Genomic DNA, 19,518 nt, shown 5'->3' with positions numbered 1-19,518 from the left:
CGCTATTCGGCCTCGTAGCGCAGCGCGTTCTCCGAGCGGCAGATCTCCTCGATCCCGGACATGATGTCGCGCAGCAGTTCCGACGGCAGGGCGGCCGTCCGTAGGCGGCAGGTGAAGGTGATCAGGCCGTGGTCTTCGGGGGACAGGCCGCGTGCGGCCGCTTCCGCACGCAAGTAGCGCGAGCGCACGCCATAGGTCATCGCGGAGATGACGGTGAAGCAGCCGGTGCGTTCACGGTGTCCGGAGAACAGGTCGTGGAGGCGGTAGAACACCGACGAATAGCTCGACAGGGGGGCGAAAATGCCGACCCGGTAGGCCGGGCCCCGCTCGGACGAGCTGAGGGCTGTGTCGGCCAGATACTCGGCGTCGCGCAGGGTTTGCACCTTGGGTGCGAACAGTACCGCGCCCGCGGCCGCGTTGCGTACCGGCATGCCCGCTTTGCCCGGTGCGGCGGAGGCGATGGCACCGAGCGACTTCCGTGCTCGCGAGCCGACCTCACGCCGGGCCCGCAGCCCTCTGGTGGGCGCGGTGGGGTACAGGCTCGACCACTGCCCGAAGCGGACGGTGCCCAGCTGCACGTGGCCGGTGCCGACCGGGCGCGCCACCTTCAGCGGCGCCGTGTCGACCCAGCGCCCGACCTGGAGGTGGGCGTTGCCCGGGCGGGCGATCTCGGCGTGGGCGTGCTCGACGAACGAGTCGAAATCGAGGAACCGGTCGGCGGTGGTGGTCAGCCAGGTGCGGTCCTTGTCGATGTCGATCGCGTCCAGGGTGAGCGCGGTGATGATGCCCGCGCGGCCGCCCGCGCCCAGGATGCGCTGGAATCGGTCGGTGTGATGGGTGCGCCCGCAGGTGCCGATACGCCCGTCGACGTCGACATACTCCAGATCGACGATCTGGTCGATGAACAGGCCGTACTTGTGCGACGCCCCGCTGACGCCGCCGACCGACGCGAAGCCGCCCGCGGTGATATCGCGGTGGTCGCCCACGATGGGCAGGCCGAGCCCGTGCGCGCCGAGCCTGCGGTCGATGTCGGAGAGTTTGGCACCCGCCTGCACCCGGACGGTGCGCCGCCCCAGGTTGATGTCCAGCACTTGGTTCATCCGGCGCAGCGACACCACGGTCGGCTGCGCGGGCAGCGTGAGCCCCTCATCGACCAGCTCGCCGCCGCGCACCATCAAGCGTTCCGTTCGCCCCCGTGAATCCCGCACCGTGCGAACGACATCAGCGGTATCGCGGGGCAGATATTCTTCCGCGTCGGAGACAATGTGCGGCGTGCTCATGGCACGAAAGCTAACCACAGCGCGGCCCGTGACGCTCGCCCGAAGTCCTCGATCACCGTGACGCGGGCGTAAGGCGCTGGCTGAACAGGACGGATCCGCTCGCATCGCACAGGTCGACGGTCAGTTCCCTTGACTTTCCGTCGATGCGCACCTCGCCGAAGTGCTGGAAGGCGTCCAGCGGGGAGCTGTTCTGGAGCGGGGGAGCGTGCACGAAGACCGCCTCCGGACCGAAGGTGGCGTCCAGCTGGTTCGGGCCGAACGCACCCGCGTTGAGCGGACCGGAGACGAACTCCCAGAACTCGTCGAAGTCGGAGAAGGCCGCGCGGTCGGGGGAGTAGCGGTGGGCCGCCGTGTAGTGCACGTCCGCGGTGAGCCACACGACGTTGGTCACCTTGTTCGCTTTGATCGACGAGAGCACGCGGGCGATCTCGCTTTCCCGGCCCGAGGGAGCGCCGGGGTCGGCGTTGGCGGGACCTTCGTAGGCGCTGGTGTTCTTCTGCTCGCCATCCGGGACGATCACGCCCAGCGGCATGTCGATGGCGACGATCTTCCACGTTGCCTTGGACTCGCGCAGGCCGTCGATCAGCCATGCCGTCTGTGCCGGACCGAGAATGCGGCCATCGGGTCCGTTGTTGGCGTCGTTGGCGTCCTTGTTCGTCCGCATGTCCAGCACGAAGACGTCCAGCAGCGGGCCGTACGCGATCTTGCGGTACAGCCGCCCGTCCACCGCCTCCTCGGGTTCCAGCGGCATCCACTCGTGGAATGCCTGCCAGGAGCGGGCGGCCAGGGTGTCCATGCTGCGTTCGGTGTAGCCCTTGGACTCGGCGACCAGACCGCCCGGGTACCAGTTGTTCACCGTCTCGTGGTCGTCCCACTGCACCACCTGGGCAACCGAGCTGTTGAAGCGGCGGTAGTTGTCGTCGGTGAGGTTGTAGGCGTAGTTGCCGCGGAACTGGTCCAGGGTCTGCGCGACAGCGCTCTTCGCCTCGGTCACGACATTGCGCCAGATCCGGCCGTCGGGCAGGGTGACCGATTCCTTCAGCGGTCCGTCGGCGTAGATCGAGTCACCGGAGTGCAGGAACAGGTGCGGGTCGCGGGCGGCCATGGTGGCGAAGATCTTCATGCCGCCCAGGTCCGGGTTGATGCCGTACCCCTGGCCCGCGACATCGCCGGACCACTGCAGCTTGATGTCCGCCGCGGCGGTGGGCACGGTGCGGAAGACGCCGGTGACGGGTTCGGAGGTGACGCCGTCCTCGCCTTCGAGCGTTACTCGGTAGTGCACCTGCTGACCCGCGGGCAGGCCGTTGACGCGCACCCTGCCGGTGCCGTCGGAATCCGGTGTGAGCAGGGGCCCGGTGAAACGCTTGGCGTCGGTGAACGATTCGGTGGCGGCGGTCTCCACGATCAGTGTGGCCGGACGGTCGGCGCGCGCCCAGATCAGGGCGCCGTCGGTGCGCGGGTCACCTACCGCGACGCCGTGCGTGAGCACCGGGCGCTGCCGGACCAAGCCGGGGCCGCTGTCCGACGAGCACGCGGCCAGCGCGGGCACGGCGACGAGTCCGAGAGCGGAGGCGCGCAGCACGGTGCGCCGGGAGATGCCGAATTCCGAACCGGTCATGCAGCAACCTTGGCGCAGCTAGCTCAACGCCATGTAAACGGGTTCGGTCCGTAGGGCCAACAGCCACCCGCCCGAGGTATGGCTGTGGGACGTCCCCACGATCTCAGGGCATCGAGCCGAGTCGAATGGCGGTTGCCGGGGTGTGGATCGAGCCGCCGCCATTTCTCTACACCCAATCGCGCTCCTGACACAGCCTTTCCAGACTCGGCCGATGCGCCCGGCGTCGACACGGCTGGGGCGGCTCCAGAATTCGAGGTGCGCCAGCCGGGCCGTCAACGGTCTGCGCCCGCTCAGTGCGCCAAGCGTTCTACGCGATGGTGGAGTTCGCCCGACCAGTCCACGCTGCCCAGGTGCTGGTAGTCGACCCACAGCGCGTCGAAGACGTCGCGGCCCTCGGAGATCCATCCGCCGCGCTTGTCCGCCTCCAGGACCACGCTCATCCCGGTCTCGGTGGGGACGAAGGTCACCTCGAGCTGGTTCAGGCGCGGGTAGTGCGGCGAGCCGGCGAACTCGATTTCCTGGTAGAACGGCAGCGTCTGCGGCGTGTTGTGCACCCGGCCCGACTCCACGTCCGCGCTGCGGAGGTGGAATCCCAAGTGCTCCACCGCTTCCAGCAGCACGTGCTGGGCGGGCAGCGCGCCGACGCCGATCGGGTCGGTGTCGGCGGCGTCCACCGCGCCCTGGATCTCCACGATCGTGCGCAGCGCGACCACCGTGCCGGGCAGGTGCCTGCCGTTGTAGAACGTGATCGGCGTTTCCATCGGCGCGCGGGCCGCGAAACGGAAATCCAGCACCGCGCCAGCGGGCAGGTGCAGCGGACCGTATACCCCCGTGCGGCCGAATGCTATATCGCGGACACCCTCGTGATCCTCGTACTCCTGTTCGGCCCTCGTCACGAATTCGACGGCCACCGAGGCGATCTCTTGATCGACCTGCCCACCCCGCAACCGGACCACACCCTCGACCGTGCCGCCGGGCTGCACACCCGGCGTGAACAATTCGGTCTCCACCTCGGCCCCACCGACCCCGGCCGCCGCCAACAACTTCTTGAACATGCCCGCAGTCTCCCCGCCCCACCCGAATAAAATCTTGGCGTTTCCTTACGCTGTGAGAAACCTCATCCCACTACTCGCGCCGGTGTGCGGCTCGAGCGTTCGGCCGCCGCGTGCTTTCGCATCGCGAAGGCATTCGAAGCTGGTCTCCGCCAAGGGAAGATCGGCGTGCCGCAGTTCGGCGGCGGGCGGGCCTCGCGGGTACGAGCTTTCCTGTCGCGTGAGCCGAGCCGAGATAGGAAACGGCCCCGAGACCAGGTGTTCTCGGGGCCGCAGTGCGGTTCGGGGTCAGCCGACGGCGGTGTCGGGGATTCGCACTGGGACGGCCTCGGGCCGGCTGCCGCTCGGCACGCCCTTCTTGAGGCTGTGGGCGTAGACGTCGACGTACTCCTGGCCCGTGAGCTGCATCAGGTCGTACATGACCTCGTCGGTGACGGCACGTTCGACGAAGCGGTTGCCGCCCATGCCCTCGTAGCGGGAGAAGTCGATGGGCTCACCGAACTTGAGGGTCACCTTCCTGCGGCGCCAGCGGAACGGTCCGGGCGGGCTGACCTCGTTGGTGCCGATGACGGCGACGGGGATGACGGGGACACCGGTCTCCAGCGCGAGGCGGGCCAGGCCGGTCTTGCCCTTGTACAGGCGGCCGTCGGGGGAGCGGGTGCCCTCCGGGTAGAGACCGACCAAGCGGCCCTCGTCGAGCAGCTTGCGGGCCGCGTTGAGCGCGTCCTCGGCCGCGTCGGCTCCGCTGCGATCGATCGGATACTGGCCTGCGCCGCTGAAGAACCACTTCTGGAGGCGACCCTTGATGCCCGGGGTGGTGAAGTACTCGGCCTTGGCGAGGTAGGTGATCCGTCGCGGGCTGAGCAGCGGCGCGAACAGCCAGTCGGCGAAGGAAAGATGGTTACCCGCCATGATGGCCGGCCCATGCGCCGGAATGTTCTCCACACCTTCGACCGTGGGCCGGTTGTAGAGGTGAATGAATGGTCCCAGCAGCACGAACTTCAGCAGCCAGTAGAACATGACGTCCTTCCCCCGGAGCCGGGATAGTTGCGGGCACCTGCGTCAAGTGCCGACTTTACCGCTGGTGCAAGATCACATCCAAGCGCAGAGGCGAATCTCACCACACTTCGGCGCTGCGGCCGACCGATGGCGACACTCAGCGTGTCGCCGCAGGCTGTGCGGGTCGTGCCGAGGTGGGTCAATGGCTGGTCCGCGCCACTCGCGCGGACTTGCGCGCGTCCGCGGGCAGGGCCGCCCTGGCCAGGTCCGCGGCGCCGATCATGCCCGCCGCTTCGCCGAGCTGGGTGGTCCGGATGCGTGCCAGCGGCCGGTGTCCCGCGCCGGTGACCGCGCGCGCGTATTCCTCGCGCGCCTCGTCCAAGAACAGCGGCGCCGAACTGCTCACCCCGCCCGCGATGACCACCAGGTCGGGATCGAAGATGTCGCTGACGAACGCGAGCCCGAGCCCGAGCCAGCGTGCGAAGTCGGCCATCACCCGCACCGCGAGCGGGTCACCGTCCTGCGCGGCGCCGGCGACCCGGCGTCCGGTCAGCGACCCTGGATCGCGTGCCACGTCCCTGGCGAGCACCGACCGCACCGGGTCGGTGGCCAGCATCTCGATCGCGGTGTCGGCGAGGGCCGTTCCGCTGCAGTAGCGCTCCCAGCAGCCGCGCTTGCCGCACGGGCAGGGCCGCCCCTGCGGAACCACTTGCAGATGGCCGAGTTCCGGTGCGACGCCGTGCGTGCCCCGATACAGCTGGCCGTCGATGAGCAGGGCGGCGCCGATGCCGGTTCCGATCGCGATGAGCACCACGTTGTGCCCGCCCGCCGCGGCGCCGAAGCGGTACTCGGCCCACATGGCGGCGTTGGCGTCGTGCTCCAGGATCACCGGCAGCCCGAGGCGTTCGGTGAGCCGCTGCGCGACCGGAGCGTCCTGCCAGGGCAGGTGCGGGGCGAACCGCACGGTCGTGCGGTCACCGCTGATGAATCCGGCGACGGCCAGGCCGACCGCGCTGATCGGGTGCCTGCCGCGCAGATCGCGCACGGCCCGGTCGAGCGCGTCCTCCAGCGCCCGCGCGGAGTGCGGCGTCGGCGCCTGGACAGTATCGAGCACCTCGCCGCCGCCATCGATCACGGAGGCGCGAATATTGGTGCCGCCGACGTCGATTCCGACGGTCAGCGGTCGCGCGCCGGCCATCTGGTGCGTCATACCTTGATCGTCACGGGGATGCCGACGTAGCGGGAGCGCTCATGGTCCTCGGTATCCGCGTCGCGCCCAGGCGGGGGACCGGCTTCCCGGTCGGCGTCGGTCGGCATCACCGGCTCGACCGGCGCCCCGGCCAGCGCCTCACGCAGCACGGTGACGATCGCGGTGCTGTGCTCGGCGACCGCGGCCAGCAGCTCGTGGTGCTCCCCGCGCAGCAGCGCCGCGGCCGCACACACCGGGCACCAGTCGCAACCGGACCACTCGGCCTGTCCGTCGGCGACGCGCCGCAGCGCCGGCTCGACGCGTTCCAGGACCGCCTCGGCCAGCAGTTTCAGTTCCTCCGCGAATTCGGCGGCACCATCCGCCGCGGCGTGGCCCGGAGGCGGGCATGGATCACCGGTCATATCCGTCGCTTTCGGACATGGGCGACCAGATCCGCGGATCCGGCCGGAACCGGACCACCAGGTATCCGTCGTCGAGTTCGGCGCCGTCGACCGTGCACCGCCGCAATACCGGCGCCAGGCGCACCCGGCGCCGGACACCGTCCGCTCCCACGATCAAATCGTCCTCCACTCGGCCAAGGCGCAGTGTCGCGGCGTCGACCACCGGCAGGTGCATGCGCAGCGCGTACACCGACTGCAAACCGGTGCCGGATTCCCGCCGAACCGCCGGTTCGCGGGAACCCGCGTCGACCTCCGTCTGATTGTCGCTCAGCATAAGCGCAGCGTCGCGTGTGTTGCCTGCCGAGTCCACCGCGTACGACAGCGCGGCCAGCGAATTCAGCCCGATCGGCTCCGCGCCGGTGTGCTGCGCGATCAGCACCGGGATGCCCGGCAACTTGTGGCGCAACTCGGCGATCACGTCCGCTTGTTCGCCGCGCCGGCTCGAATACCACTGCACCGCCGGATGTTCGGCCCCGGCCGGGCCGGCGGGCCGTTCGAGGTCGGGCAGCACCTTGTTCACCACCACAGCGTCCAGCCGCAGGCCCAACAGCGCCGCCGCCGAACGCACCCGCTCGGATTCGGCTACCGCCACCCGCTCGGCGACCGTGACCAGTCGCGCCCCGGTGCGCCGGTGGTCGGCGAGCAGGTCACGAACCTCGGTGACGGCCTTGGCGATCCGTTCGACCGTGGCCGCGAGCACGGCGCGGCGCAGATCGGTGCCGATGGCGCTCATCGCCCGCGCGTGCGGCGGCCAGATCCGCTCCAGATAGCCCAGCAGCATGTCCGGCGCGCTGACGATGCGTAGCATGTCCGCCGACGGTGGGCAGTCGACGACGATCAGGTCCCAGGTGTCCTCCGCGGCGAACTGGGCGATCTCCACCAGCATCAGCAGTTCCTGCACGCCGGGCAGTCCGGTCAGTTCCGCCGGGTCCAGTGCGGCGAGATCGACGCCGTGCCGGTGTCCGCGATCCGCCGAGATCATCCGGACCACGTCGCGGAACCGGTCCTCGAGCAAGGCGAGCGAATCCACCTCGATCACGTCCAGGCCGGGCAGCACCCGCGCGACGCCGGTCACGGTGCCCGGATCGTGCGCGAAGCGGAAGCCGAGCGCGTCGCCGAGCGAGTGTGCTTGATCGAGCGAGGCGACCAGCACGCGGCGGCCCGACCTGGCCTCGGCCATGGCGGTGGCACACGCGAGCGTGGTCTTTCCTACCCCTCCCTTGCCGATGAACAGCTCGACCCGGGGCTCCTGCGCGATCAGCCTTCGACCCGTTTCTTCAGTTCCTTCAGCGCGGTATCGGTGATCACCTTCTCGGCCTTGCGCTTGAACATGCCGATCATCGGGATGTTCAAATCGACGGTCAGGGTGTAGACGACCTCGGTGTTGCCATCGGGGAGATCGATCAGCTCGTAGGTACCGTGCTGCGCTCGCTGCAGTTCACCGCTGAGCAGCGTCCAGCTGACCGACTTGTGGTCGGCGCGCCAGTCGTAGGAGAGGACGTAGGTGTCTTTCACCACCCCGGTGTCCAGCACGAACCGCGCGGTCTCGGCGAGGCCGTCCGGCCGCTTCCGGAGCACCTCGACCGATTTCGCCGCCGCCACCCACTCCGGGTAGGCCTCCAGGTCCGCGATGATGGACATCACCTGTTGCGACGGAGCCTCGATGACGATCGATCTCTGGGTCCGGTCGGCCATGCGGACAGCGCTTCCTTTCAGCGTCGGTGCTGGGTCGTCAGGACTGGTGCGCGGGCGCCACACCGGCCGGGCGATCCGCCTCCAGCCGGGACTTCAGTTCGAACGACATGTTCCTGCCCGCGACACGGCGCGCCCGGTTGGCCGCGGCGAGCTTGCCCGCGGGCAGCGCGGGCTCCGGCTCGGCGTGCAAGAAGTAGTGCAGGATCACGCCGTCGAGGGAGGGCTGCAGCCACACTTCCATCGTTCCGGTCAGTCCGCCGGTCACCGTCCAGCGGATGCCCTTCTCGCCCCGATCTTCCCGGACCTCCAAGACCAGGTCCGGCCACCAGCGGCGCCAATTGGTCGGTCCCGCCAGCAGCTCGGCGACGGCGGCCCCCGATGCGGCGACGAAGGTCTGATCTGCGACCTGGATACTGCTCACTCCGCTGAGCGTAGTAGATGCGACGCGGATCACCGCAGCAGCTGTCGCAGGCGGGCGCCCAGGCTGTCCCAGCGCCACTGCTGCTCGACGAACGCGCGCCCCGCCGCGCCCATCCGCGCAGCGGCATCCCGATCGGACAGGATCTCCACCAGGGCGTCAGCGATCTGCTGCACGGAACGGCCGTCCACCACGCGGCCGGTCTTGCCCTCGATGACGGTTTCCGGCGCACCGCCGGAATTGCCCGCCACCACCGGAACGCCGGATGCGGACGCCTCCAGGTAGACGATCCCCAAACCCTCGACGTCCAGGCCCGCGCCCCTGGTGCGGCACGGCATCGCGAAGACGTCGGCCAGCGTGTGATGCGCGGCCAGCTCGCCGGACGGGACGCGGCCGGTGAACACCACGGCATCGGCGACGCCCGCGGCGACCGCCAGCGCGCGCAGCTTCTCCTCGAAGGGCCCGCCGCCCGCGATCACCAGCACGGCCCCCTCGACCCGTTCCCGGATGTCGCGCATCGCGAGAATCAACGCGTCCTGGCCTTTGCGCGGAACCAGCCGGGACAGGCACAGAATGGTCGGGCGGTCGCCCAGACCGTAGCGTTCGCGCAGCTCGGCCCGTGCCGCCGGATCCGGGCGGAACACCTCGGAGTCCACGCCAGGCGGCAGATATTCCAGCCCCGCGTTCGCCCCGAACGCGGACGCGAACCGGCGGCGGGTATAGCGGCTGACGTAGGTCACCACGTCGGTGTGCTCGCCGATGGCGCGCAGCGCCTGCCTGGCGCCGGGCAGCATCGACCAGCCGACCTCATGGCCATGCGTGCTGGCCAGAATGCGCTCGGCGCCCGCACGACGCAGCGCAGGCGACATGAGCGCCAGCGGCGCCGCCGCGCCGAACCACACCGTGTCACACTGCTCGCTCCGCAGCAGGCGGGCGGCGCGACGCAGCACGAGCGGAGTCGGCAGCATCAGCGTGGTGGGATGACGAACCACCTGGAACTTCTGCTTGGCATCGAACTTCAGATGGCTGTCGCCGCGCCACCGCGGGGCATAGACCACCAGCTCATCGGGCGGCAGCTGACCGGCCAACGCCTGCAGATACGACTGGATACCGCCCGGCCGCGGCGGGAAATCATTGGTAACCAGCAAAGTTCGGGCCATGCGGAACAAAATACTGTGTTTGTTTTGCAGCGCCTGCGGCGCTGCGTGTTCGCGGCGGTGTTTGTTCGGCCGCGACTCCGTCGCGGCGTGTTCGCGGCCCCCCTTATGGCTCGCGTCCGAGCGACCGCCGCTGGCGACTTCGTCGCGGACGCGGCGGCCGCTCGGACGCGAGCCGGGCCGCGAACGGGGAATGCTAGGTCTCGCTTCGCTCGGAAGCGGGGGTTGGGCCGATGTGGTTGCGTTGGGGTGGTAGCCGGGGGATGTGGGCGTTCGCCGTCTCGGTCGCGTGGTCGCCGCTGGCGGGTTCGTCGCCGACGCGACCGCCGCTCGGACGCGAGCCGGGCCGCGAACGGGGAACGCTCGCTTCGCTGGAAAGCGGGAGTTGGGCCGAGCGGTCGATTGGTGCTGGCAACCGCGGCACCTGGGATGTGCGGGTTGCCGGGCGACAGCCGTTGGGGCTTTGCGGGAATGCGATTGGTCGCCTGGACGTAACAACCAGGCTGCCCGCTGTGCGGCGATGTGTCAGTCGATTGCGCGGTGCCCGGTTCGGTGCGGGCCGGACGTAACTCGGATTGCGGTGAGAGTGTCAGGTGGTCTGGGCAGTGAGCCAGGAGCGCCAGTCGGTGATGAAGTCCGTGCGGGTTGTGCCGAGGACTTCGCGAAGGACGTGGTCTTCTGAGGCGGGGTCCTGTTCGGCCGCGGCGATGCGGTGGTAGAGCTGGACGAGGCGGGCTCGGTCGTACTTTTCGGCGACGAAAGCGCAGATGGACCAGGCCTTTTCGTAGGCGAGCGCGGCGTCGGGGCCGGAGAATTCGGCGTCGGTGGGGAGGTCCTCGGGGATTTCGCCCGCGTGGGCGGTGACGGTGGGGGCGATGTCGGCGAAGCGGCGGCCCTGACCGTGGTTGGCGGTGTAGTCGGCGAAGCCCTCCAGCATCCACAGCGGTGCGCCGTCGACGGTGTCGGCGCGGGCCGCGATGTGGGTGAGTTCGTGCCGCAGCAGGGTGGCCATGCCTGCGGGATCGAGGCGGCGGCCCGCGTCGGGGCCGAAGACAACGCGCTGGCCGGTGGGCTGGGCGCCCGGCGTGAGCGGGTCGGCGATCGACGCGGCGGCGACCTCGGTGGGAAGGAGGGCCCCCGAGCGCAGGAGAGCCGCGAATTCGGAGGGGGACGAGGCCACGACCACCAGCGCCGACTGAGCCCAGCCAGGGCCCCACACGTCGGTCACCCCGGTGATGGCGGCGGCGAGTTCGCGTTCGAGGATCTCGATTTCGACCTGCTGGGCGGGATGGCCGACGACCAGGGACTGTCGTCCGTCGCCGGTCGGTACCCGGCGGGCGACGATCGGCCCGAACGGTTCGACGATGCGCCGTACCTCGGCCAGCCGGGGATCGGCGGCCGCGGCCTGGCCCACGGCTTCGGTCGCACCCGGTTGGGCGGCACGCGGTTTCGGCAGTACCGCGTTGGGCAGCATGAGCAGCGCGACGCACACGCCGGTCAGCGCCATCACCATCGCGACGGTGAGACAGAACTCGAATCGCCGCCGCGCCGACCACCAGTCGCGCAGCCTCCGCGCGCCGGTCATCGGCACGCCTCGCTCCGGCCACTCACGGTCGTCCGTCGCGGTCGGTCGGTCTTGCCGTCGCTCGTGTGGTGCCGGGGCTCACGGCGCCTAGTATCGCCGAGCCGAGTGGAACGGTGTCGAGCCCAGGGGTGCGACCGCGACGGGAACGCCGAAGGTGGACGCGTGCAGCATGAGTCCGTTGCCTGCGTAGATGCCGACATGTGAGGCGTCGGAGTAGAAGAAGACCACGTCGCCGGGCTGCATGTCCTTCTTGGCGACGGGTGTGCCGTAGCCGGCCTGCTGGGAGCTGGTGCGCGGCACGGTCTTGCCGACCTGTTTGAACGCCCACAGGACCAGGCCGGAGCAGTCGAACTGGCTCGGGCCGGTGGCGCCCCAGACGTAGGGGTCGCCGACCCGGGTGAGCCCGGCGGCCAGCGCGCTGGTGCCGTTGCCAGGGACCAGGCCCTGCAGCAAGGTGTCACGGTCGTAGCCGGGCGGGAACGGGGAGCCCGCCAGCGCCGACTTGTCCGTGCTCGACAGCGCGCTCCATGCCTGCACCACCTGGGCGATCGCGCTGCCCAGGTCGTCGCGCTTCCGTTCCAGATCGTTGCGCACCGCGTCGGCCTTGTCCGCAGCCGCGCGCGCGGCGTCGGCGGCGGTGCGGGCCGTCGATTCGGCCGCGGTCGCGGCGTCGGTGGCCTTCTTGTATTGATCGAGCTGTGCCGAGGTCTGCGCGGTGACCACGTCGAGGGTGGACATCTGGTCGAGCAGTTGCTGCGGTGAGTCGCTGACCAGCACGGCGAACAGGCGATTGGTGCGGGCGCCCTGGTAGGCGGCGATCGCGGTGCGGTCGATGACCGGCTGGTAGCGGCGCACCTCGTCGCGGGCTCGGTTCACCATGTCGGTGCTGGCGGCCAGTCTGGCTTCGGCGTCGCGTTGGACGACGAGTTTGGCGTCCAACTCGGTCTCCGCGTCCAGCGCTTGCTGATTGAGCTGCTCGGACTGGCGGGACAGATCGACCATTCGTTGCACGGCTTCGGTGGCTGTCGCGGGAAGCGCGACCGGATCGGCTCCGGCCGGACCGCCGCCGCAGAGGCCCACGGCCAAGATCCCGGTTGCGAGCGTTGCTCCCACCAGACGTTTCCTGTGCTGTCTCCGGTGATGTTCAGCCACAGCCCGCAGTGCCCCGTTCTCTCGTGAAGCGATCTCTCGTGAAACCGACGCAGAGGCCTTCGTCGAACCCCGAGGTTTGCCAGGCGCGAACCCGGGGTAATCAGCGAAAGGTCTCGGTTAGGTTACGGAACGGCAGGCGTCGATGTCCAGTAGAGGACGAAACGGGCACGCCGTCCACGCGATGGTCGGGCCACGGCTGGTGGCCCGACCTGCGGTTTCTCAGAAGCGACGAGCGCCGGCGATCGGCATCGACGAGATCGGCGCAACCTGCACGGGCGTGCCCGAGGTGGACGCGTGCACGATGTTGCCGTCACCGGCGTACAGGCCGGAGTGCCCGCCGCCGTAGAACGAGACCAGGTCGCCCGGCTGCAGGTCGTCCACCGACACCGGGGTGCCCGAGGCGAGTTGCGCGCCGCTGGTGCGCGGCAGCTCGAGGCCCGCCTGCCGGTAAGACCACTGAACGAGGCCGGAGCAATCGAACGAGTTGGGGCCTGCGGCGCCGTAGACGTAGGGGGAGCCGACCTTGCTCAGCGCGGCATCCAGTGCGATGTCGCCCGCGCGCTGGGGGGCGGCGAAGGGAAGCGGAGCCTGGCCCGGCAGCTCGAGACCGGGGGCAGCCTGCGGGAGCGGGATCTCGTTCGGAACCTCGAAGGTCCCGACGCCGGGGATGGTCACCGGCTGGGCCGAAGCGGGGGCGGCCGGAAGCAGGAACGCGCCGAGGGTGGCAGCGCCGACGGCCCCGGCGGCAACAGCGCGCTGAGCGTGACGCTTGACGGCGTTGGTCGTCATGATGCGGTACTCCCAATCTGCCTCACGACGCCGCACCCGGTGGTGCCGCGGACTTCGTCGGACTCCGTGAGGTCTCGAAAAGATTACGAAGACATCACGGTGATTTGTAAAGCCCGCGGAATGCGAAAAGCGGGTGTCCGGCAAATTTGCGGGCGAATCGGTGTGAGATGCGTCCCACGCAATCACGAAAAGATAACGACGACGAAATGGTGCGGCGCGCCCGCGGCTCGCGCACGGTGTGGGATGGGTCGAGCCCATGGCGACCCGATCCCGTCGGGGTGGCAATTTGCGCAGGTGGATCGGGATAAATCGACATAGATCGCGATACGGTGATTTCTTCGTGCGCCGTAGAGCCGGAGCCGCTCGACACGCCCGGCGGCGACCGAACGTGTACTCCCCGACGCGCCTCAATGTTTGATACAGTTTTCGTTCGTCATGTGATCTGTATCACATTTGAGCATTTCTAGATCATTTCCCGGGTATCGCCACCGAATCCGCACGGTGTTATTCGACATTCCGTGGCACGAGGGCGTGCCCGTTTCCTGTCGGACCGTGGCCCTACGCTGCACGCCGTGTCCGACCCTGCGCCGCGCGCGGCCGCCGCCCAGCAACTGGCCTTCGACGAACTCGACACGCCCCTGTACGACACCACCTTCGTGGTGGTCGACCTGGAGACCACGGGGACCAGCCCCGGCGCCGACGGCATCACCGAGATCGGCGCGGTCAAGGTGCGTGGCGGAGAGGTGCTCGGCGAGTTCGCGACACTGGTCAATCCGGGACGGGAAGTACCGCCCGCGGTCGTGCACGTCACGGGGATCACCACGGCGATGGTGTATGCCGCACCGCGGATCGAGGCGGTGCTGCCCGGTTTCCTGGAATTCGCGGCCGGTGCGGTGCTCGTCGCGCACAACGCCCGGTTCGACATGGCATTCCTGCGAGCCGCCGCGGCGCAGTGCGACACCCCCTGGCCCGCGGCGCAGGTGCTGTGCACGGTGAAGCTCGCGCGGCGGGTGCTCGGACGCGACGAAGCACCCTCGGTGCGGCTGAGCTCGCTGGCCCGTTTGCTCGGCGCCGCCACCCAGCCGACCCATCGCGCCCTGCAGGACGCCAGGGCGACCGTCGACGTGCTGCACGCGCTGATCGGGCGCGTCGGCAACCAAGGCGTGCACAGCCTCACCGAGCTGCTCGACTACCTGCCCGACGTCACGCCCCGGCAGCGAACCAAGCGTTTCCTCGCGGCCGGCCTGCCCGCCGCGCCGGGGGTGTATCTGTTCCGCGGTCCATCCGACGAAGTCCTCTATATAGGGACGGCCGTGAACTTGCGCCGCCGCGTCCGTAACTACTTCACCGGTTCGGAGACCAGAGGCCGGATGAAAGAGATGGTTTCGCTGGCGATTCGGGTCGACCATGTGGTGTGCGCGCACGCGCTCGAGGCGGGAGTGCGGGAACTGCGGCTGCTGGTGGCGCACACCCCGCCGTACAACCGACGGTCGAAGTTCCCGAAGCGGGCCTGGTGGCTCACCCTGACCGACGAGCCGTTCCCGCGTTTCTCCGTGGTGCGGGAACCGGCCGGGGATGCGCTGGGGCCGTTCAATTCCCGCAGCGACGCCGCCGATCTGGGCGTGATCATCGCCGAGTTCACCGGGCTGCGCACGTGCACCACGCGGCTGCCCCGTGGGACGATCCACCAGTGCCCACCCGCGATCGTCGGTGGGTGCCCGGCGGGCTCGGACGGGATGTCCTCGGGGGCCGCGGACTACGCGCCCGCGCCCGCACTCGTGCGCGCACTGTTCGCCGGGCGCTCCGACTCGCCACTGCGGGCCATGCTCGATCGAATCGAAGGACACTCGCGCGCCGAGCATTTCGAGGCCGCGGCGCGGTTGCGCGATCGTGCCGTCACGGTGGTACGCGCGCTGCATCGCACCCAGCGGCTCGCGGCGGTGGCGCGTATCGCCGAGTTGATCGCCGCGCACCCGGACGGCAACGGCGGTTGGGAGTTCGCGGTCATCCGATACGGTCGCCTCGCCGGGTCCGGTACCGCACCGCGCGGCACGCCGCCGATGCCGATTGTGGAACAGATCGTTGCGGCCGCCGAAACCGTTGTTCCCACAGGAAGTTCCGCCCACTTCGAGCACGCGGACGGAAAAGAGCCCGTATCCGCGAGCTACCACAACGTCGAGCCGATCGCGGAATCCGGCGCGGAGATATCGGGCGAGGTCTCGGGCTCGGCCGTGTCGAGCTCGGGTACCGGCGGCGATGCGCGACAGCACGCCGAGGTCCCCGCTGGCAGACCCGATCCGAACGATGCGCCTCCCATGCCGCCGCGCACAGATGGGGCATCGATCGGGCCGCAGGCCGAGACGGCCGAGTACACGCATGTGCCCGCGGACGCTCCACCGCTGCGCGGCGCCTCGCCCGAAGAAGTCGCCTTGGTGGTGCGCTGGTTGGCGCGGCCCGGAGTGCGGATCGTGCGGACCACCGAGGGGTATCGCGCGCCGATGTACGGCGCGGCCCGGTGGCTGGGCTGGGCGGAGCTGGCCGAAGCGGCCGCGCGCGTCCAACCGACCGAGCAGGCTTACCTCGACCGCTTAGGCTGAGCACCATGATTACCGCGATCGTCTTGATTCACGCCGACAACGGCCGCATCCCGGAGACCGCGCAGGCGGTCGCGGACACCGAAGGAGTCACCGAGGTGTACTCCTGCGCGGGCGACGTGGACTTGATCGCGATCGTGCGGGTGCGCGATCACGAGCAGATCGCCGAGGTGGTGACCGGCCGGATCGATAAGACGCCCGGTGTGCTGCGCACGACGACGCACATCGCGTTCAAGTCGTACTCGCGCGCCGAGGTGGAGGCGGGTTTCTCGCTGGGGGAGTAGTCGAGGCTGGTCAGTCCTCGACCCGAATGCCACGGGCGCGGAAGTAGTCGCGCTCGCCGGGCGGCAGGATGTCGATCACCTCGCCGGAGCATGCGGGTGAGTCGTATACCCGCACGACGCTGTCGGTGTAGTTGCGCACTTCCACCTCGGACCCGTCGCCAACCTGTATGCATCCCGCCGGTTCTGCATAGGACGTGTCGCCGACGAACAGGACGCCTTCCGCCCCGCTCGCCACTGGCGCGGCGGCGATCACGCCCGCCGCGACAAGTGCGCCGAGCAACGCCGGAACCGGGTATCGCATGTTCGAACTCCTCGTCGGTCGAACGGACCGGCGCGGTCGGTCGAGGCCCCGGGCGGCGGTTCGCACCGCGAGTCCAGCCCCGAACTCGCCCTCGTCGGGCAACCGCGCTGGAGTGGTTCCACCGGGTGCCCACCGACCTGAGCATGCGCCGAATTGCGGGGTCGACGGTAGCCGAGACGCCGGTAGTGACCAGGGAATTCGCCTACCTTGGCATGTTGCGCGATCCGCGGGCCTCGGTGGAGGCCGGTCAGTTGTCCCCGAGCGTCTGCGTCAGCTTCGCCCAGCGCTCCAGCAATGCGGCCGCCCTGCCGGTGTCGATTGCCTCGGCGGCACGGTCGATGCCCGCGGTGAGCGCGTCGTGCAGGTCCGCGTCGGGATCCCCCGTACCGCGCGACCAGTCATAGGCCACGATCGCGGCGGCCGAATTGAGCAGCACCGCGTCGCGCACCGCTGCGCCCCTGCCGGCGAACACGTCGCGCGCCACGCCCGCGTTGACCTCGGCGTCGCCGCCCCGCAATGCCTCCAACTCCACGCGCGGGATGCCGATCCGGGTGGGATCGATGGTCGCCTGGCGCGTCCGGCCGCTGGAGACGATCCACGCGGTGGTGGTGTCGGAGGTGGTGATCTCGTCCAGCCCGTCGTTGCCGCGCACCACCAGCGCGCTGGCGCCGCGTTCGGCGAACACGCCCGCGATCACCGGGAGCAGATCGGGGAAGGCGCAGCCGACCAGTCCCGCGCGCGGCTGCGCCGGGTTGGTCAGCGGCCCGAGCACATTGAAGACGGTGGGAATGCCGATCTGGCTGCGCGCCGCTCCCGCGTACCGCAGCGCCGGATGGAAGACGGCCGCGAAACAGAATCCGATGCCGACTTCCCGCACACACCGCGCCACGGCCTCGGGACCGAGCGCGAGCTTCACGCCCAGCGCCTCGAGCACGTCGGCGCCGCCGCTCTTGGACGACGCGGCCCGATTGCCGTGCTTGACCACCGGGACGCCCGCGGCGGCCACCACGACCGAGGACATGGTGGAGATGTTCACCGAGCCTGAGCGGTCGCCGCCGGTGCCGACGATGTCGACCGCGTCGCCGTCTATCCGCACCAGCCTGGCGTGGTCGAGCATGCCCGCGGCCAGACCGGTGAGTTCGGTGGGTGTGGGGCCCTTGATCTTCATGGCGATGCCGAACGCGGCGATCTGCGCGGTGGTGGCGTTGTCGGACATGATCTCGTTCATCGCCCACGCCGTGTCGTCCGCGGCCAGGTCGCCACCATCGGCGAGGGTTCCGAGCACCTGGGGCCAGCTGCGCACGCTCATTCCACACTTCTCCCGTCACACTGGTCTCGCGCACCAGTTCGTCCGCAAGCAGCCTAGCTGTGTTTATTTGGCAGCGCCTGCGGCGCTGCGTGTTCGCGGCCCCCTTATGGCTCGCGTCCGAGCGGCCGCCGCTGGCGACTTCGTCGCGGACGCGGCGGCCGCTCGGACGCGAGCCGGGCCGCGAACGGCAAATGCTCGGTCTCGCTTCGCTCGAAAACGGGAGTTGGGCCGATGTGTTGCGCGGGGAGGTACCCGCGGCATCCGGATGCTCGCTGTCCGGGCGAACGGTAAACGCCGAGTCTCGCTCGCTTGAAAATGGGAGTGGTCCGGAGGCTGGTCGCAGAGCTGTCATGGGCGAAGGCGAGGTTGTAGTGCGTCCCAGCCATTGGCGTTGCCGTCGTGACGCTGTGCGAGACCGGCCATGCGCGAGCGCTCCTGCGAGCAGTGCAGAGCGTCCAGCAGCTGGACCCGCTGCAGGATCACCGTTTCGAGCGGATCGGTACCCGGACCGCCGACCTGTGGTGCGGGTGCGTATCCATCCTGTGCGGCGATCGCGCAGACGGTCTCCACGTGCCGGGGTGGAATGCGCAGATGGTGCCGCAGAACCGCGGGCTCGTCGAGGGTCAGCCCGGTCGCACGTGTCAGCGCCGTCGAACACGCCTCCGCGTCGTCGAAGCTGGATGCGACCACCACCAGATCCGCTCGGTTCGGGTCCAGCTCCGCCTGCTGGTCCCGCTTGAAGAGCCGTCGCCACAGCCGTGGTGCCACTTTCGCCTCCATCTCAGCTTCTCCTTAGCCTCGCCTGTCATGCTGGCCGCGCGAGAGTGCGACCCGTTCGAGGGCCTCGCCTCCCGCGTCTCCAGCGCCCGCGCCTGGTCGAGTGCTTGTCCTTCCCTGCGTTTTCCGTCACGGAGGAACGAGTTTCGTACCCGGGTACTGCTGTCGTACTACGACGAGTCATACTTACCCCCGTGACGACCGCAGTAGGGACCCCAGGATCGGCCATTACCCAGCGTGTGCATTCGCTGAACCGGCCCAACATGGTCAGCGTCGGTACCATCATCTGGCTGTCCAGCGAGCTGATGTTCTTTGCCGGCTTGTTCGCGATGTACTTCGTCGCGCGCGCGCAGGCGCACGGTCACTGGCCGCCGGAACCGACCGAGCTGAACCTGAAGCTCGCCGTGCCGGTCACGGCCGTGCTGGTCGCGTCGTCGTTCACCTGCCAGATGGGCGTGTTCGCCGCGGAGAAGGGCGACGTGTTCGGCCTGCGCCGCTGGTATGTCGTCACCTTCGTGATGGGCGCGTTCTTCGTCGGCGGCCAGGGCTACGAGTACTACAACCTCGTCAACGAGGGCACGTCGATCTCCGGTAGCTCCTACGGATCGGTGTTCTACATCACCACCGGCTTCCACGGCCTGCACGTCATCGGCGGTCTGATCGCGTTCCTGTTCCTGTTGGCCCGCACCAAGGTGAGCAAGTTCACCCCTGCGCAGGCCACCGCGGCGATCGTCGTCTCCTACTACTGGCACTTCGTCGACATCGTCTGGATCGGGTTGTTCGCCACGATCTACTTCGTCCGCTGATCGTGGACGCCGCGCAGCCCAGCGGCCGCGGCGAGCCCCGAGATCTTTTGCA

The 19,518-nt window shown here is 69.3% G+C and carries 19 protein-coding genes; 3 read left to right on the top strand and 16 right to left on the bottom strand.

What is annotated here, in order from left to right:
* Positions 1–2: 2 nt before the first annotated feature.
* From OHA40_RS05835 to OHA40_RS05775, 13 genes are all read right to left on the bottom strand, one after another.
* The gene (locus OHA40_RS05835; protein WP_330232036.1) at positions 3–1,280 is read right to left on the bottom strand and encodes an FAD-binding oxidoreductase; all 1,278 of its coding nucleotides are present in this window, start codon (positions 1,278–1,280) and stop codon (positions 3–5) included.
* Positions 1,281–1,332: 52 nt separating this feature from the next.
* Positions 1,333–2,898, bottom strand: a complete 1,566-nt coding sequence (locus tag OHA40_RS05830; protein WP_330232035.1) for an alkaline phosphatase D family protein — start codon at positions 2,896–2,898, stop codon at positions 1,333–1,335.
* Between the two features lie 290 nt (positions 2,899–3,188).
* The gene (locus OHA40_RS05825; RefSeq protein WP_330232034.1) at positions 3,189–3,953 is read right to left on the bottom strand and encodes a sporulation protein; all 765 of its coding nucleotides are present in this window, start codon (positions 3,951–3,953) and stop codon (positions 3,189–3,191) included.
* 285 nt (positions 3,954–4,238) lie between these two features.
* The gene (locus tag OHA40_RS05820; protein WP_330232033.1) at positions 4,239–4,970 is read right to left on the bottom strand and encodes a lysophospholipid acyltransferase family protein; all 732 of its coding nucleotides are present in this window, start codon (positions 4,968–4,970) and stop codon (positions 4,239–4,241) included.
* Between the two features lie 178 nt (positions 4,971–5,148).
* Positions 5,149–6,159 carry an ROK family protein gene (locus tag OHA40_RS05815; protein WP_330232032.1) on the bottom strand — a complete coding sequence of 337 codons (1,011 nt, stop codon included), beginning with the start codon at positions 6,157–6,159 and terminating at the stop codon, positions 5,149–5,151.
* The gene (locus OHA40_RS05810) at positions 6,156–6,560 is read right to left on the bottom strand and encodes a hypothetical protein (RefSeq protein WP_330232031.1); all 405 of its coding nucleotides are present in this window, start codon (positions 6,558–6,560) and stop codon (positions 6,156–6,158) included. Before OHA40_RS05810 ends, OHA40_RS05815 begins: the two co-directional genes overlap by 4 nt.
* The gene (locus OHA40_RS05805; RefSeq protein ID WP_330232030.1) at positions 6,550–7,779 is read right to left on the bottom strand and encodes an ArsA family ATPase; all 1,230 of its coding nucleotides are present in this window, start codon (positions 7,777–7,779) and stop codon (positions 6,550–6,552) included. Before OHA40_RS05805 ends, OHA40_RS05810 begins: the two co-directional genes overlap by 11 nt.
* 77 nt (positions 7,780–7,856) lie before the next feature.
* On the bottom strand, positions 7,857–8,294 hold the full coding sequence (locus tag OHA40_RS05800) for an SRPBCC family protein (RefSeq protein WP_330232029.1): 438 nt from the start codon (positions 8,292–8,294) through the stop codon (positions 7,857–7,859).
* 37 nt (positions 8,295–8,331) lie between these two features.
* Positions 8,332–8,715 carry a polyketide cyclase / dehydrase and lipid transport gene (locus tag OHA40_RS05795; RefSeq protein ID WP_330232028.1) on the bottom strand — a complete coding sequence of 128 codons (384 nt, stop codon included), beginning with the start codon at positions 8,713–8,715 and terminating at the stop codon, positions 8,332–8,334.
* Positions 8,716–8,744: 29 nt separating this feature from the next.
* On the bottom strand, positions 8,745–9,872 hold the full coding sequence (locus tag OHA40_RS05790; RefSeq protein WP_330232027.1) for a glycosyltransferase family 4 protein: 1,128 nt from the start codon (positions 9,870–9,872) through the stop codon (positions 8,745–8,747).
* 586 nt (positions 9,873–10,458) lie between these two features.
* On the bottom strand, positions 10,459–11,454 hold the full coding sequence (locus OHA40_RS05785; RefSeq protein ID WP_330232026.1) for a hypothetical protein: 996 nt from the start codon (positions 11,452–11,454) through the stop codon (positions 10,459–10,461).
* An 87-nt stretch (positions 11,455–11,541) separates the two neighbouring features.
* Entirely contained in the window at positions 11,542–12,567 is a 1,026-nt protein-coding gene (locus tag OHA40_RS05780) for an NlpC/P60 family protein (RefSeq protein WP_330232025.1), read from the bottom strand.
* 258 nt (positions 12,568–12,825) lie between these two features.
* Positions 12,826–13,395 (bottom strand): C40 family peptidase, encoded by a 570-nt coding sequence (locus OHA40_RS05775; protein WP_330232024.1) that lies wholly within the window; start codon positions 13,393–13,395, stop codon positions 12,826–12,828.
* 572 nt (positions 13,396–13,967) lie between these two features.
* Here OHA40_RS05775 and OHA40_RS05770 point away from each other — a divergent pair.
* Complete coding sequence (locus OHA40_RS05770) at positions 13,968–15,992, top strand: DEDD exonuclease domain-containing protein (protein WP_330232023.1); 2,025 nt, start codon at positions 13,968–13,970, stop codon at positions 15,990–15,992.
* A gap of 5 nt (positions 15,993–15,997) precedes the next feature.
* Positions 15,998–16,273, top strand: a complete 276-nt coding sequence (locus OHA40_RS05765; protein ID WP_330232022.1) for an Lrp/AsnC family transcriptional regulator — start codon at positions 15,998–16,000, stop codon at positions 16,271–16,273.
* A gap of 10 nt (positions 16,274–16,283) precedes the next feature.
* Here OHA40_RS05765 and OHA40_RS05760 read toward each other — a convergent pair whose 3' ends face one another.
* From OHA40_RS05760 to OHA40_RS05750, 3 genes are all read right to left on the bottom strand, one after another.
* Positions 16,284–16,574, bottom strand: coding sequence for a hypothetical protein (locus tag OHA40_RS05760; RefSeq protein ID WP_330232021.1), 291 nt, complete (start codon positions 16,572–16,574; stop codon positions 16,284–16,286).
* A gap of 247 nt (positions 16,575–16,821) precedes the next feature.
* Positions 16,822–17,883: an anthranilate phosphoribosyltransferase gene (gene trpD / locus OHA40_RS05755; protein WP_330232020.1), complete on the bottom strand. Its 1,062-nt coding sequence runs from the start codon at positions 17,881–17,883 to the stop codon at positions 16,822–16,824.
* Between the two features lie 348 nt (positions 17,884–18,231).
* On the bottom strand, positions 18,232–18,663 hold the full coding sequence (locus OHA40_RS05750) for a hypothetical protein (RefSeq protein ID WP_330232019.1): 432 nt from the start codon (positions 18,661–18,663) through the stop codon (positions 18,232–18,234).
* Positions 18,664–18,854: 191 nt separating this feature from the next.
* Between OHA40_RS05750 and ctaE the strand changes: the two genes are divergently transcribed.
* The gene (gene ctaE, locus OHA40_RS05745) at positions 18,855–19,466 is read left to right on the top strand and encodes an aa3-type cytochrome oxidase subunit III (RefSeq protein ID WP_330232018.1); all 612 of its coding nucleotides are present in this window, start codon (positions 18,855–18,857) and stop codon (positions 19,464–19,466) included.
* Positions 19,467–19,518 lie beyond the last annotated feature (52 nt).

This window comes from Nocardia sp. NBC_00508, assembly GCF_036346875.1.
In the GTDB taxonomy this organism is placed as follows: Bacteria; Actinomycetota; Actinomycetes; order Mycobacteriales; family Mycobacteriaceae; genus Nocardia.
Note: the sequence above shows the minus strand (reverse complement) of the source record. Positions and strands in the feature narration are given on the sequence as shown.

What these genes read in the sequence shown, in the direction of transcription:
- OHA40_RS05750 (WP_330232019.1), bottom strand. Translation starts at nt 18,663, where the DNA reads ATGGAGGCGAAAGTGGCACCACGGCTGTGGCGACGGCTCTTCAAGCGG.
- OHA40_RS05805 (WP_330232030.1), bottom strand. Translation starts at nt 7,779, where the DNA reads ATGGCCGAGGCCAGGTCGGGCCGCCGCGTGCTGGTCGCCTCGCTCGAT.
- OHA40_RS05785 (WP_330232026.1), bottom strand. Translation starts at nt 11,454, where the DNA reads ATGACCGGCGCGCGGAGGCTGCGCGACTGGTGGTCGGCGCGGCGGCGA.
- OHA40_RS05810 (WP_330232031.1), bottom strand. Translation starts at nt 6,560, where the DNA reads ATGACCGGTGATCCATGCCCGCCTCCGGGCCACGCCGCGGCGGATGGT.
- OHA40_RS05820 (WP_330232033.1), bottom strand. Translation starts at nt 4,970, where the DNA reads ATGTTCTACTGGCTGCTGAAGTTCGTGCTGCTGGGACCATTCATTCAC.
- OHA40_RS05830 (WP_330232035.1), bottom strand. Translation starts at nt 2,898, where the DNA reads ATGACCGGTTCGGAATTCGGCATCTCCCGGCGCACCGTGCTGCGCGCC.
- OHA40_RS05835 (WP_330232036.1), bottom strand. Translation starts at nt 1,280, where the DNA reads ATGAGCACGCCGCACATTGTCTCCGACGCGGAAGAATATCTGCCCCGC.
- OHA40_RS05825 (WP_330232034.1), bottom strand. Translation starts at nt 3,953, where the DNA reads ATGTTCAAGAAGTTGTTGGCGGCGGCCGGGGTCGGTGGGGCCGAGGTG.
- trpD (WP_330232020.1), bottom strand. Translation starts at nt 17,883, where the DNA reads ATGAGCGTGCGCAGCTGGCCCCAGGTGCTCGGAACCCTCGCCGATGGT.
- OHA40_RS05775 (WP_330232024.1), bottom strand. Translation starts at nt 13,395, where the DNA reads ATGACGACCAACGCCGTCAAGCGTCACGCTCAGCGCGCTGTTGCCGCC.
- OHA40_RS05765 (WP_330232022.1), top strand. Translation starts at nt 15,998, where the DNA reads ATGATTACCGCGATCGTCTTGATTCACGCCGACAACGGCCGCATCCCG.
- OHA40_RS05815 (WP_330232032.1), bottom strand. Translation starts at nt 6,159, where the DNA reads ATGACGCACCAGATGGCCGGCGCGCGACCGCTGACCGTCGGAATCGAC.
- OHA40_RS05800 (WP_330232029.1), bottom strand. Translation starts at nt 8,294, where the DNA reads ATGGCCGACCGGACCCAGAGATCGATCGTCATCGAGGCTCCGTCGCAA.
- OHA40_RS05790 (WP_330232027.1), bottom strand. Translation starts at nt 9,872, where the DNA reads ATGGCCCGAACTTTGCTGGTTACCAATGATTTCCCGCCGCGGCCGGGC.
- OHA40_RS05760 (WP_330232021.1), bottom strand. Translation starts at nt 16,574, where the DNA reads ATGCGATACCCGGTTCCGGCGTTGCTCGGCGCACTTGTCGCGGCGGGC.